This is a genomic window from Sphingopyxis soli (genome assembly GCF_018682675.1).
GTDB lineage: Bacteria > Pseudomonadota > Alphaproteobacteria > Sphingomonadales > Sphingomonadaceae > Sphingopyxis > Sphingopyxis soli.
The window spans coordinates 77,131-89,895 of sequence record NZ_JAFMTR010000010.1 but is presented as its reverse complement, the minus strand read 5'-3'; the positions used below and the strand labels follow the sequence as shown (position 1 = coordinate 89,895).

Below are 12,765 nucleotides of genomic sequence, written 5' to 3'. Positions count from 1 at the left end.
GATGTGGGAGCATTGCCGAGAAGGGTCAAGGCCGCCGCTTTCGCTCGACCATCGCCGCGCCCGGCATTATGAGGCGCGCATGACCGACGATCCCTTTGCGCTGTTCGACATCTGGTTCACCGAAGCCCGCGCGAGCGAGCCCAACGACGGCAATGCCATGGCCCTGGCAACGAGCACGCCCGACGGGCGGCCTTCGGTGCGGATGGTGCTGCTGAAGGGCCACGGCCCCGACGGTTTCGTCTTCTACACGAACCTCGACAGCCGCAAGGGGGGCGAACTCGCCGCGAACGCGCATGTGGCGCTGCTCTTTCACTGGAAATCGTTGCGGCGGCAGATTCGCATCGAGGGGATGGTCACGCCGGTCGACGATGCCACCGCCGACGCCTATTTCGCCACGCGCAGCCGTGACAGCCAGCTCGGCGCCTGGGCGAGCGACCAGTCACGCCCGCTCGATACCCGGGCGACATTCGAAGCCCGCTTCGCCGAAATGCAGGCGCGGTTCGCGGGGCACGACGTGCCGCGCCCGCCGCGCTGGTCGGGCTGGCGCGTCACGCCCGAACGGATCGAATTCTGGCAGGACCGCGAACATCGCCTTCACGAGCGTAACCTCTATGTCCGCAGCGGCGAAGGATGGACGAAAGGGCTTCTCTACCCATGACCGCGCTGCGCTCCTTCCCGATCACCCGCGTCGACGCCTTTGCCGACCGGCCCTTTACCGGCAATCCCGCCGCGGTGATGCCGCTCGAGGAATGGCTCGGCGACGATCTGCTGCAGGCGATGGCGGCCGAGAACAATCTTGCCGAAACCGCTTTCCTCGTCCCCGACGACAGCGGCGAGGCCGATTACGAGTTGCGCTGGTTCACCCCGACGCTCGAGGTCGCGCTGTGCGGCCATGCGACGCTTGCCAGCGGGCATGTCCTGCTATCGGCGGCACAGTGGCGGAACGAAATGCGCTTCCGCACGCGCAAGGCGGGCATATTGCAGGTCACCCGCAGCGGCGACGACGATTCCTATCGGATGACGCTCCCGGCGTATCGCGCGACGGCCAGGCCGCTGCCCGACGTCGCGCGCGCCATGGGCGGCGATATCGTCGAGACGCTCTGGCACGACGGCGGCTATGCGCTGATCGTCTATCACGGCGCCGAGGAGGTCCGCGCGCTGACGCCCGATCTCGCGGCGCTGAGCGAGGGCGACATCCTCTATATCGCGACCGCACCCGGTGCCGGCGACCCGTCGGGCGCCGACGTCGTCAGCCGCGCCTTCGCGCCCGGCGCTGGAATCCCGGAGGATCCCGTGACCGGTTCGGCGCACAGCGTACTCGCGCCCTATTGGGCGACGCGTCTCGGCCGCGATCGTTTCGCGGCCTATCAGGCAAGCACGCGCGGCGGGCATGTGGGGTGCCGCCTGTTGGGCGATCGGGTCGAGCTTTCCGGGCGCTGCGTGACCACGCTGGCGGGGGAGTTCCTGCTGTAGGGTCTGGCCGGAGCGTCTGCTTTTTGGGCGGGAAGCTGCCCCGCGATTCCCGTCATGCCATAAATGCCGTGGTCCGGCCGAAAATCACCGCTCAGGGATAGCCAGGCACTTTCGGCATCCCCGGCAGCGGAATAAATTCCTCGGTGTCGCCGGGGACGAGAGGGAATTTGCGGTTCTTCCAGTCGTGCTTCGCTTCGTTGATCCGGTCGCGCGACGAGCTGACGAAATTCCACCACAGATGGCGCGGGGTGGTGAAGGCCTCGCCGCCGAGCAGCATTACGCGCGCGTCGCTGTCGGCGCGCAACGTCATCGCCTGCCCCGGCTTCAATATATAAAGGCTATATCGGTCGAGCGCCTCGTCATCGAGACGGGCGTCGCCCATCGCGACGAGCACCGCGCGTTCGTCGGCCTCGGCCTCGACCGGCAACGACGCCCCGGCGTTCATCAGGATGTCGGCATAGATCGTCGCGCTATGCTGCGTCGTCGGTGCGGTGACGCCCCACAGGCTGCCCATGATCACGCGCGCCGACACCTGCCCGTCCTCGACGATCGGCAGATCCTCGGCGGCGACATGCTCGAACGCCGGATCGACCTCTTCCTTGCCGTCGGGCAGCGCGAGCCAGGTCTGCATGCCCGAGATCGGCGAACCGCTGGCGCGCTCGGCCGCCGGCGTACGCTCCGAATGGACGATCCCGCGCCCGGCGGTCATCAGGTTGCACGCACCGGGACGGATCGTCGCATAGGTGCCGAGACTGTCGCGATGGTCGATCGCGCCCTCGAACAGATAGGTCAGCGTAGACAGGTTGATGTGCGGGTGCGGGCGCACGTCCATCCCCTGCCCGATGTCGAAATGCGCCGGGCCGAACTGGTCGACGAAGATGAACGGGCCGACCATCGTCCGCTCCTTGTTCGGCAAGGTGCGCCGCACGTCGAACGCGCCGATGTCATGGGTCGAGGGAGTGATGACGGTAAACATCAGCCGACCCTTTCGAGCGTCTTGCGGGTCTTGTCGGTTTCGACATTGCCGGTATTCCGGGTCGAGCCCGGTTCGAGCAGCAGCACGTGGCATTCGCCGTCGAGCGCCTCGGGACAATGTTCGACGCCGTGCGGGACGATGATGAACTCGCCGGGCTCGACGATCACGTCGCGGTCGCGGAACGCCATCTTCATCCGGCCCGCGACGACGAGGAAAAGCTCGTCCTCCTGCGCGTGATGATGCCAGTCGAACTTGCCGTCGAGCTTGACCAGCTTGACCTGGAAATCATTGATATCGCCCGCGACGCGCGGGTTCCAATAATCGTGGAAGCTGGCGAAGGCTTCGGCGAGATTGACCTTGTCGACCATCATCCTTCTCCCGGCGCCGTCGCCCTGATCGCGAGCGCGTGGACGCGCTGGCCGGGCAGGTCGCCAAGCGCCTTGTTGACCGCACGCTGCCGCGCGACGCGGTTCTGGCCGGCAAAACCCGCCCATTCGATGCTGAGGCTGAAATGCGACTCGCCCGATCCGTCGTCGCCGGCATGGCCACGATGCGTCGCGCTGTCGTTGCTGAGGGTGAAATTCGCATCGGGAAAAGCTGCGGTCAGCAGCTCCTCCATCTCGCGTTGCACTGGACCTTTTTGCATCATGCCCCCATGTTGGGCGCGGATACCCCACATGACAAGTCCCCGCTCCCCCCGATTCCACGGCCGCATTCCGCGCGACGCGCCCTGCGCCGTTCCCGGCTGCCGCGAGCCCGGCGAATTTCGCGCGCCGGTTTCCTCGCACCGCTCGCCCGATGGCCCGCCGCCGTACCGCTACCTCTGCCTCGACCATGTTCGCGAGTTCAACGCGGGCTATAATTTCTTCGAGGGCATGACCGCCGACCAGATCATGGCGGCGCAGTCGCCGACCGCGGGCTGGGAAACCGAAAGCCGCGCCTTCCGTCCCGCGGGCAGCGCCGACCTGCCGCCGCGCTGGGCCGATTTCAAGGATCCGATGGATGCCGTCGGCGCGCGGTTTCGTCAGAGGATGCAGGAAGCGATGCCGACCGAACGCAAAGATGGGAAGTCGCTCTCGAGTGAAGACCGCAATGCGCTTGGGGTGCTGGGGCTCGACCTGGATGCCGACCGGCGTGCGTTGCGCGGCCGTTACTCCGAACTGGTCCGGCGTTATCATCCAGACCGCAACGGTGGCGACCGGAGCCGCGAAAAGGCGCTGCAGCGGGTCATCGAGGCCTATAATCATTTACGCAACGCTCCGGCTTTCCGGTGACCGGGAACGCGCCGTCGATCATCAATAATGCCGAGGCCGATCTGGCGTGGCAGTGGATTCGACCGCGCCTTTCGGGCCCGGAAGCGGACGACTGGCGCTTTGTAAGCGCGCGCAAGCGCAACGCGTTCGAGAGGCGGATGCCGTTTCCGCACATGGGCCGCGTCCGCGCCGGAATCGAAGTCCGCCGAACGCTTGGGACACGGCCCGCCGATTTTATCATCACACATGGTCCCCATCTCGCTTTCTACACGGCATCCGCGACAGGAAAGCGCGACGGCACAAGGCACTGCGCGATCTCATTCAATTTCACCGACTTGCCCGGCCCGGTTTTGCGCCGTCTGATGATCCGCGCATTTCGCGGGATCGAGCGTTTCGCCGTCTATTCGAAGATGGAGGTAGGTCTCTACTCACGCCTGTTCGAAATCCCTGAGGAGCGTTTCGACTTTGTCCGCTGGAGCGTCGCCCCGCCCATCGAGAGGCCAGGGCCACGCGTGATCGCCGAGCCCTATTTCGTGGCGTTGGGCGGCGAAGCGCGCGACTATGCAACACTTGCCGAAACCGCGCGCTCTATGCCTTCGACGCGCTTTGTCTTCGTCGTGCGTCCACACAATCTTGCCAAGCTTTCGCTGCCGGATAATGTCACCGTGCATGTCAATCTTCCCTTCAACGAGGCTTGGAGCCTCGTCTGTCATGCCGAAGCGTCCTTGGTGCCGCTCCGCACCGCCAGCACGCCAAACGGCCACGTCACGATCGTCGGTGCGATGCATCTGGGGAAGGCCCAGATCGTGACCCGGTCATCCGGCGTGACCGACTATGTGGAACATGAAAAAACGGCATTGCTCGTCCCGCCACGCGACTCGCGGGCATTTCGCCTTGCAATCGAGCGGCTGCGCGATGAACCCGCATTCGTCGAACGGCTTGGCACGAATGCGCGCGCCTTCGCACTGGCCAATTGCAACGAGCAGGTCATGATAGATTATTTTTACCGGTTGATCCGCAATAAAAATAAAGCACCGGACTGAAGACGGAACGCAAAAAGATTTGCACCGCGCGGTCGCGGCTTCTACTCAGCCCCGAAAATCGCACCTTGGTACATCCCTATAGAGATTCACGATGACCGACATCCCGAACAGCCTGCCCGACCACCACGGCTCGACGCTCCTCGCCGCGCCCGATACCGAGGTCGATGCACGCGAGATGTTCGGGGTCGATATCGACATGAAGATCCCGGCGTTCAGCGAAGCCGACGAGCGCGTGCCCGACCTCGACCCGGCTTATGTCTTCGACGGCGACACGACGCTCGCGATCCTTGCGGGATTCAAGTTCAACCGACGCGTCATGGTCCAGGGCTATCACGGCACCGGCAAGTCGACGCACATCGAACAGGTCGCCGCGCGGCTCAAATGGCCGTGCATCCGCGTCAACCTCGACGCGCACATCAGCCGCATCGACCTTGTCGGCCGCGACGCGATCGTCCTCAAGGACGGCCAGCAGGTCACCGAATTTCGCGAAGGCCTGCTCCCCTGGGCGCTGCAGACGCCGACCGCGCTCGTCTTCGACGAATATGACGCCGGCCGCCCCGACGTGATGTTCGTGATCCAGCGCGTGCTGGAGGCAGAGGGCAAGCTGACCCTGCTCGACCAGAATCGGGTGATCCGCCCGAACCCGCATTTCCGGCTGTTCGCGACCGCCAACACCGTCGGCCTCGGCGACACCAGCGGGCTCTATCACGGGACGCAGCAGATCAACCAGGGCCAGATGGATCGCTGGAACATCGTCGTCACGCTCAATTATCTGCCCGCCGCGACCGAAAGCGCGATCATCCTCGCCAAGGTTCCCGGCACCGACGATGCGACCGTCGCCAATATGGTGAAGGTCGCCGATCTGACCCGCCAGGGCTTCATCAACGGCGACATCTCGACCGTCATGTCGCCGCGCACGGTGATCAGCTGGGCGCAGAATGCCGCGATCTTCAACAACCTCGGCTTCGCCTTCCGCCTGTCGTTCCTCAACAAGTGCGACGAGGCCGAGCGGATGATCGTTGCCGAATATTACCAGCGCGTGTTCGGCGAAGACTTGCCCGAGGGGGTCGTCGGAAAGTGATGCGTCCGCGCCACCTGATGGTGGCGGCCACGGCGCTGACGCTTTCGGGCTGCATCTCGCCGGTCGACTACGGCAAGATTCGCCATACCGACTATGTCGCCGACCCGCGTTGCACCGCGCAGGCGGGCGCCCCCGTCGACGGTGAGGCGCTGCCGCTGTTTTTCGTCACGACCCGCCTGCCCGATTGCCGGACCGACGAAGTTCGCCTGCTCGGTTACCGGGGCGACCGGACGCGCTTCGGCCGCTTCGCCGCGCCGGGGCGGGCCGAGAAGGCCGGCAACAAGACGCTGCGCACGCCGATGGCATTTCAGGAAGAGGGCGACTGGTGGCGCGCGCTGCAGGCCGAGACCGACCGGCGGCAGGGACGCGTGCTGCTCTATGTCCATGGCTATCGCGAGACGTTCGAGACGACATCGAAGGACGCCGCACAAATCGCGCGCATGACCGGCTTCGACGGGCCGATCGTCGAATATAGCTGGCCCTCGCAGGGCGAAGTGCTGAAATATGCGGTCGACGAAACCAACATGTACCACGACGTGCGGAACTTCCGCGATTTCCTGCGCAGCCTTGCCGACAAGCCGTGGGTGAAGGAGATCGTGATCGTCTCGCATTCGCTGGGCGCGCGGCTGGTAATCCCCGCGATCGGGGCCGCCGACCGGCTGTCGCGCCGCGCCGAACGCACGGGCAATATCTCCAACATCATCCTCGCCTCGCCCGACGTCGACCGCGAAACGTTCGAGCGCGACATCGTCGAAGAGGTGCTGGCTCCCGACCGCGTCGCGCTCGGGCGGCGGATCACCGTCTATACGTCGCTGAAGGACAAGGCGCTGGCGCTGTCGCGGGCGCTTCACGGCTATCCGCGGCTCGGCTCTCCCTATTGCTTCGATCCGTTCCAGGCCGCGGATCTCAAGGCGAAGGGGCTGCCCGAGCGCTGCTATCCCGCGGGGGTTCCGGGCTTGACCGTGGTCGACACGACCGATGTATCGCGCGGGGCGTCGGGGCACAGCAATTTCCTGCGCAGCGCAGCCGCGTGCCGCGATTTTGTCGACGTCATCGCCGACAAGCGAACGCGGGCGCAGCGCGTCGCGACGCACCTCTCGCATGTCTTTCGCCTTGTCCCCGACCCTGCCGATCCCAAGCCGGACGACAATGCGGTTTGCAGCCGCACGCCCGGCGACGAAGAGGATTGAGCGGCGCGGCGCGCCTCCCTCTCTTCCTTCCGCCCCAAAAGCTGGTTAGAGCCGACTCGATATGGCAACCCAATCTCCCCTCGACGATCTGAAGGCCGCGCTGTCGAGCGTCGCGCGCGCGGTCACCCGCGACGCAGAAGTCGAGGTCGGCTTCACGGCCGATGCGCCGGTGCAGATCGGCAAGGCGATCAAGGTGCCGACCCCGTCGCGGACGTTGCCGCGCGATCAGGTCGCCGAAGCGCGCGGCTTCGCCGACAGCTATGCACTGCGGATGAAGCATCACAGCGACAAGATCCACAACGCCGCCCGCCCCGCCGAACCGCTCGCCGCCGCGGCTTTCGACGCGATGGAGCGCGCGCGGATCGAGGCGCTCGGCGCGCGCAACATGGCGGGGATGCGCCAGAACCTCTCTGCGTCGCTCCAGATGCGGATGCGCAGCGATCCGATCAGCCGCGCGCAGGCGAAGGATGATGTGCCGGTATCGAGCGCGCTCGAACTGCTGCTGCGCGAGGCGCTGACCGGCGAACGGGCGCCGCAGGGCACGGAGACCGGACTGTCGCTGGTCCGCGAGTGGATCACCAAGGAAGCCGGCAGCGACATCGACGCGCTGGCGATGCTGATCGACGATCAGGCCGCGTTCGCCGAAACCGCGAAGGTCGCGCTCCGCCACCTCGACCTCATCTATGGCGACGAGCCGATGGAGGAAGGAAGCGAGGATAGCGGCGAAGAGGATGAATCCGAGGCCGACGAAAGCCAGGAGGAGCAGGAAAGCGAAGACGGCGGCAGCGGCGAGAGCCAGGTCGACGCGCGCGCCGAGATGGCGGGCGATCAGGCCGACGATGGCGACAGCGACCCCGACGCGCAGGAGATGGAAGCCGACGGCGAGCCCGAGATGGGCGGCGAAGGCGACGAGGGGATGTTGCCCGTCCGTCCCAACCGCCTGCCGACCGACGTCCCCGACTTCAACTATGTCCGCTTCACCGAGAAGCATGACGAGATCGTCGCCGCGACAGACCTCTGCGACGCCGACGAGCTGGCGCGGCTGCGCGCCTATCTCGACCAGCAAATGACGCATCTGCAGGGCGCGGTGACCAAGCTCGCGAACCGGCTGCAGCGCCGCCTGATGGCGCAGCAGAACCGCGCGTGGGATTTCGATCAGGAGGAAGGCCAGCTTGACGCAGCGCGCCTCGCGCGCGTCGTCGTCTCGCCGGGCAGTTCGCTGTCCTACAAGGTCGAGCGCGACACCGATTTCCGCGACACCGTCGTGACGCTGTTGATCGACAATTCGGGATCGATGCGCGGTCGGCCGATCAGCATCGCCGCGATCAGCGCCGATATTCTCGCGCGCACGCTCGAGCGCTGCGGCGTGAAAACCGAAATCCTCGGCTTCACGACGCGCACCTGGAAGGGCGGGCAAAGCCGCGAGGACTGGCTGGCCGCCGGACGGCCGCCGCATCCCGGCCGCCTCAACGACCTTCGCCACATCATCTACAAGCCCGCGGACGAACCCTATCGCCGCGCGCGCAAGTCGCTCGGCCTGATGATGCGCGAAGGGCTGCTCAAGGAAAATATCGACGGCGAGGCGCTGATGTGGGCACACCACCGGATCGTGGGCCGTCCCGAGGAACGCCGCATCCTGATGGTGATCAGCGATGGCGCGCCGGTTGACGACAGCACCCTGTCGGTCAACCACGGCGCCTATCTCGACCAGCACCTCCGCCAGGTGATCGAGTGGATCGAGAAGAAGTCGCCGGTCGAACTTTGCGCGATCGGCATCGGGCACGATGTCACCCGCTACTACAGCCGCGCGGTCACGATCATGGATGCCGAACAGCTCGGCGGCACGATGGTCGAGCAATTGGCGGGACTGTTCGACATCGATTGAGCGGGCGGCCGGCCCGAAGCGGATCGCCACGGGTGGGTGACAAGCCTTTATACCCTCGTTACAAACCTTCCCCGACGCAGCAGGGACTCGCGGGGCTTACGACGGGAACCGCTGCATCATCATTGTGCTGAGGGGTCGCCGGCACCGACTGAGGACCGCACCATAGAGGGTGCCGGCTGAGGGGGCGACTGACCGTGAAAAAAGCATCCGACCTGTTCATCGAGTGCCTGGAGGAAGAAGGCGTCGAATATATCTTCGGCGTTCCGGGCGAGGAAAATCTCGACTTTCTCGACAGCCTCTCGCGCTCGACGAAGATCAAGCTGATCCTGACCCGCCACGAACAGGGCGCGGGTTTCATGGCCGCAACCTATGGCCGCCACACCGGCAAGACCGGCGTCTGTCTCGCGACGCTCGGGCCGGGCGCAACCAACTTCGTCACCGCCGCTGCCTATGCGCAGCTCGGCGGGATGCCGATGATGATGATCACGGGGCAAAAGCCGATCAAGAAATCGAAGCAGGGCCGCTTCCAGATCCTCGACGTCTGCTCGATGATGTCGCCGATCACCAAATATACGCACCAGATGGCGTCGTCGGACAATATCCCGAGCCGCGTGCGCGAAGCCTTCCGCCTTGCCGAGGAGGAAAAGCCCGGCGCGGTGCATATCGAGCTGCCCGAGGATATTGCCGACGAGCATACGGACTCGACGCCGCTGAAGCGGAGCCATTCGCGCCGCCCGAACGCCGATGTGAAATCGATCCGCGAGGCGGTGAAGGCTCTTGAAAACGCCAAATCGCCTGTGCTGGTGATCGGCGCGGGCGCGAACCGCACGATGACCAGCCGGATGCTGCTGCAGTTCATCGAAAAGACCGGCATTCCGTTCCTGACGACCCAGCTCGGCAAGGGCGTGATCGACGAACGGCATCCGAAGTTCCTCGGCTGTGCCGCGCTGTCGGCGGGCGATTTCGTCCACCGCGCGGTCGAGGCGTCGGACTGCATCGTCAACCTGGGTCACGACGTGATCGAAAAGCCGCCCTTTTTCATGAAGCAGGGCGGCCCGACGGTGATCCATGTGTCGAGCAAGACCGCCGAGGTCGATCCTGTCTATTTCCCCGATATCGAGGTCATCGGCGACATCGCCAACGCCGTCTGGCAGATGAAGGAAGACATCGTCCCCAACGGCGGGTGGAGGTTCGACCATATGCTCGCCTTCCGCAAGGCCGAGGTCGACCATACCGCGCCGCTCGCCGCCGATACGCGCTTCCCGATCTTTCCGCCGCATCTGGTGCAGTCGATCCGCGACGCGATGCCCGACGACGGGATCATCTGCCTCGACAATGGCGTGTACAAGATCTGGTTCGCGCGCGGCTATACGGCGTGCAAGCCGAACACCGTGCTGCTCGACAACGCGCTCGCGACGATGGGCGCCGGCCTGCCGTCGGCGATGATGTCGGCGATGGTCTATCCCGACCGCAAGGTCATGGCGATCTGCGGCGACGGCGGTTTCATGATGAACAGCCAGGAGATGGAGACCGCGGTGCGCCTCGGCCTCAACCTCACCGTGCTGATCCTGAACGACAGCAGTTACGGCATGATCCGCTGGAAACAGGCGAACATGGGCTTCAAGGATTGGGGCCTGACCTATGGCAACCCCGATTTCGTCAAATATGCCGAAAGCTATGGCGCGCACGGGCACCGTGTCGAAAGCGCCGCGCATCTGAAGGAACTGCTCGCGCATACCCGCGACACGCCGGGCGTGCATCTGATCGACTGCCCGGTCGATTATTCGGAGAACGACCAGATCCTTAACATCGACATCAAGAAGCTGTCGAAGGAATTATAGGATCGAGTTTGGCCGCTCCTGGGTCCCCACTTTCGCGGGGATGACAGATGGGCGCCCCTTCTTGTCATCCCCGCGAACGCGGGGACCCAGGAGTCGAATGGAACAAACCTATCACGTCTATATCCTCGCCAGCGGACGCAATGGCACGCTTTACACCGGCGTGACGGCCAATTTGTCCCAGCGGATTTGGCAGCATCGGAATGGCGAGGGTTCAAAATTTGCTTCTAAATATGGCGTTCATCGCTTGGTGCATGCCGAAGCCTTTGCCGATGTGAACGAAGCGATCGCTCGCGAAAAGGCCATCAAGAAATGGCGGCGAGCGTGGAAACTGGAATTGATCGAACGTGCCAATCCGCAATGGCTCGATCTCTACGATCGAGTGAACGGTTAATGCCGCTCTGGGTCCCCGCTTTCGCGGGGATGACAGCGTTGGCGAGCGTTGGAGAATGATTGTGAAGTTGAAGGACGTCTATCCGCTCTACCTCAACAACAAGGCGGTGCAGCCGAACACCGACCTCGAGGTGATCGACAAATATACCGGCGAGGTCGCGTTCCGCACCGCGCTCGCGACCCCTGACGTCATCGACGAGGCGATCGCCGGGGCGGTCCGCGCCGCCGAGCCGATGGCGCGGCTGGCGAGTTTCGAGAAGCAGGATGTCCTCAACCACTGCGTCGCGCGTTTCCGCGAGCGCTTCGACGAATTGGCCTACGCCCTTTGCGTCGAGGCGGGCAAGCCCATCGCCGACAGCGAGGGCGAGGTTACACGCCTGATCGACACCTTCCGCATCGCCGCCGAGGAAGCCACGCGCAATTACGGCGAGGTCCAGCCACTCGACATTTCGGCGCGGGCGAAGGGCTATATGGGGATGTGGAAACGCGTGCCGATCGGCCCGTGCAGCTTCATCTCGCCCTTCAACTTCCCGCTCAACCTCGCCGCGCACAAGATCGCGCCGGCGATCGCAATCGGTTGCCCCTTCGTGATGAAGCCCGCGTCGATGACCCCGCTGGGCGCGATCATCATGGGCGAGGTGCTTGCCGAATGCGATATCCTGCCCGAGGGGGCGTTCAGCATCCTGCCCGCAAGCCGCGACGGCGCCGACCTCTTCACCACCGACGAACGGCTGAAACTGCTCAGCTTCACCGGCTCGCCCGGTGTCGGCTGGGATCTCAAAGCCAAGGCGGGCAAGAAGAAGGTCGTGCTCGAACTCGGCGGCAATGCCGCGGTGATCGTCGACAAGGACGCCGACCTGGACCATGCGCTCGCGCGGATCATCTTCGGCGGCTACTATCAATCGGGGCAAAGCTGCATCCATGTGCAGCGCACGATTATCCACGAGGATATCTACGACCGCTTCCGCGACATGCTCGCGGCGAAGGTCAAGACGCTGAAATCGGGCGATCCGAAGCTTCGCGACACCTTCATCGGCCCGATGATCTCGGCGAAGGAAGCCCAGCGGCTGAAACGCTGGATCGACGCCGCGGTTGGCGCCGGCGCGACCTTGCTCGCGGGCGGCGGCTGCGAGGGCAACATGCTCGAAGCGACATTGCTGGAGAATGTTCCGGCCGACACCGACGTTGTGCGCGAAGAGGCGTTCGGTCCCGTCGTGGTCCTGTCGAAGTTCAGCAAGTGGGACGACGCGCTCGCCCAAGTCAACGACAGTAAATTCGGGCTGCAGGCGGGCATCTTCACGCGCGACATCCACAAGGTGCTGGAAGCGTGGGACCATCTCGACGTCGGCGGCGTCGTCGTCAACGACGTCTCCTCCTACCGCGTCGACAATATGCCCTATGGCGGGGTGAAGGACAGCGGGCTTGGTCGCGAAGGCGTGCGCTTCGCGATCGAGGACATGAGCGAAATCCGGAACCTGGTGATCCGGCGCGTTTGATCCTCCCTGCGGCAAAGCCGTGGGGAGGGGGACCGCTTGCGAAGCAAGCGGTGGAGGGGCAGCGACGCCGGCGCTGTCGCCCCTCCGTCAGCGCTCCGCGCTGCCACCTCCCCATCGCTTCGCGACAGGGAGGACAA

The 12,765-nt window shown here is 64.8% G+C and carries 13 protein-coding genes; 10 read left to right on the top strand and 3 right to left on the bottom strand.

What is annotated here, in order from left to right:
• Positions 1-79 precede the first annotated feature (79 nt).
• Together pdxH and J1N50_RS01205 are read left to right on the top strand one after the other, a co-directional pair.
• The gene (pdxH, locus tag J1N50_RS01210) at positions 80-658 is read left to right on the top strand and encodes a pyridoxamine 5'-phosphate oxidase (RefSeq protein WP_246552877.1); all 579 of its coding nucleotides are present in this window, start codon (positions 80-82) and stop codon (positions 656-658) included.
• On the top strand, positions 655-1,473 hold the full coding sequence (locus J1N50_RS01205; RefSeq protein WP_215349427.1) for a PhzF family phenazine biosynthesis protein: 819 nt from the start codon (positions 655-657) through the stop codon (positions 1,471-1,473). Before pdxH ends, J1N50_RS01205 begins: the two co-directional genes overlap by 4 nt.
• A gap of 91 nt (positions 1,474-1,564) precedes the next feature.
• Here the strand turns inward: J1N50_RS01205 and J1N50_RS01200 are convergent, their stop codons facing one another.
• The 3 genes from J1N50_RS01200 to J1N50_RS01190 are packed head-to-tail and all read right to left on the bottom strand — an operon-like array spanning position 1,565 to position 3,098.
• The gene (locus J1N50_RS01200) at positions 1,565-2,449 is read right to left on the bottom strand and encodes a pirin family protein (RefSeq protein ID WP_215349424.1); all 885 of its coding nucleotides are present in this window, start codon (positions 2,447-2,449) and stop codon (positions 1,565-1,567) included.
• Entirely contained in the window at positions 2,449-2,817 is a 369-nt protein-coding gene (locus J1N50_RS01195; RefSeq protein ID WP_246552875.1) for a cupin domain-containing protein, read from the bottom strand. Before J1N50_RS01195 ends, J1N50_RS01200 begins: the two co-directional genes overlap by 1 nt.
• Positions 2,817-3,098, bottom strand: a complete 282-nt coding sequence (locus tag J1N50_RS01190) for a BolA family protein (protein ID WP_425516922.1) — start codon at positions 3,096-3,098, stop codon at positions 2,817-2,819. Before J1N50_RS01190 ends, J1N50_RS01195 begins: the two co-directional genes overlap by 1 nt.
• Before the next feature lie 28 nt (positions 3,099-3,126).
• Here J1N50_RS01190 and J1N50_RS01185 point away from each other — a divergent pair, with 28 nt between their 5' ends.
• The 8 genes from J1N50_RS01185 (at position 3,127) to J1N50_RS01150 (ending at position 12,628) form a co-directional block, all read left to right on the top strand.
• Entirely contained in the window at positions 3,127-3,723 is a 597-nt protein-coding gene (locus J1N50_RS01185) for a J domain-containing protein (protein WP_215349417.1), read from the top strand.
• Positions 3,720-4,745, top strand: coding sequence for a glycosyltransferase family 4 protein (locus J1N50_RS17990; RefSeq protein ID WP_215349415.1), 1,026 nt, complete (start codon positions 3,720-3,722; stop codon positions 4,743-4,745). The genes J1N50_RS01185 and J1N50_RS17990 overlap by 4 nt, the downstream gene beginning before the upstream one ends.
• A 91-nt stretch (positions 4,746-4,836) precedes the next feature.
• Positions 4,837-5,826 (top strand): cobaltochelatase subunit CobS, encoded by a 990-nt coding sequence (gene cobS / locus J1N50_RS01175; protein WP_215349412.1) that lies wholly within the window; start codon positions 4,837-4,839, stop codon positions 5,824-5,826.
• Positions 5,826-7,016: an alpha/beta hydrolase gene (locus tag J1N50_RS01170; protein ID WP_215349409.1), complete on the top strand. Its 1,191-nt coding sequence runs from the start codon at positions 5,826-5,828 to the stop codon at positions 7,014-7,016. The genes cobS and J1N50_RS01170 overlap by 1 nt, the downstream gene beginning before the upstream one ends.
• Before the next feature lie 61 nt (positions 7,017-7,077).
• Complete coding sequence (gene cobT / locus J1N50_RS01165; protein WP_215349406.1) at positions 7,078-8,901, top strand: cobaltochelatase subunit CobT; 1,824 nt, start codon at positions 7,078-7,080, stop codon at positions 8,899-8,901.
• 194 nt (positions 8,902-9,095) lie between these two features.
• A complete protein-coding gene (locus J1N50_RS01160) occupies positions 9,096-10,742 on the top strand; it encodes an acetolactate synthase large subunit (RefSeq protein ID WP_215349402.1) in 1,647 nt (548 codons plus the stop codon).
• A gap of 97 nt (positions 10,743-10,839) precedes the next feature.
• Positions 10,840-11,133, top strand: a complete 294-nt coding sequence (locus tag J1N50_RS01155) for a GIY-YIG nuclease family protein (RefSeq protein ID WP_215349399.1) — start codon at positions 10,840-10,842, stop codon at positions 11,131-11,133.
• Positions 11,134-11,188: 55 nt separating this feature from the next.
• Complete coding sequence (locus J1N50_RS01150; protein ID WP_215349397.1) at positions 11,189-12,628, top strand: aldehyde dehydrogenase family protein; 1,440 nt, start codon at positions 11,189-11,191, stop codon at positions 12,626-12,628.
• Positions 12,629-12,765 lie beyond the last annotated feature (137 nt).

Bases quoted from the DNA above. Each gene is read 5' to 3' on its own strand.
- pdxH (WP_246552877.1), top strand. From the start codon at position 80: ATGACCGACGATCCCTTTGCGCTGTTCGACATCTGGTTCACCGAAGCC.
- J1N50_RS01185 (WP_215349417.1), top strand. From the start codon at position 3,127: ATGACAAGTCCCCGCTCCCCCCGATTCCACGGCCGCATTCCGCGCGAC.
- cobT (WP_215349406.1), top strand. From the start codon at position 7,078: ATGGCAACCCAATCTCCCCTCGACGATCTGAAGGCCGCGCTGTCGAGC.
- J1N50_RS01150 (WP_215349397.1), top strand. From the start codon at position 11,189: ATGATTGTGAAGTTGAAGGACGTCTATCCGCTCTACCTCAACAACAAG.
- J1N50_RS01195 (WP_246552875.1), bottom strand. From the start codon at position 2,817: ATGGTCGACAAGGTCAATCTCGCCGAAGCCTTCGCCAGCTTCCACGAT.
- J1N50_RS01190 (WP_425516922.1), bottom strand. From the start codon at position 3,098: ATGATGCAAAAAGGTCCAGTGCAACGCGAGATGGAGGAGCTGCTGACC.
- J1N50_RS01205 (WP_215349427.1), top strand. From the start codon at position 655: ATGACCGCGCTGCGCTCCTTCCCGATCACCCGCGTCGACGCCTTTGCC.
- J1N50_RS01200 (WP_215349424.1), bottom strand. From the start codon at position 2,449: ATGTTTACCGTCATCACTCCCTCGACCCATGACATCGGCGCGTTCGAC.
- J1N50_RS01155 (WP_215349399.1), top strand. From the start codon at position 10,840: ATGGAACAAACCTATCACGTCTATATCCTCGCCAGCGGACGCAATGGC.
- J1N50_RS01170 (WP_215349409.1), top strand. From the start codon at position 5,826: ATGCGTCCGCGCCACCTGATGGTGGCGGCCACGGCGCTGACGCTTTCG.
- cobS (WP_215349412.1), top strand. From the start codon at position 4,837: ATGACCGACATCCCGAACAGCCTGCCCGACCACCACGGCTCGACGCTC.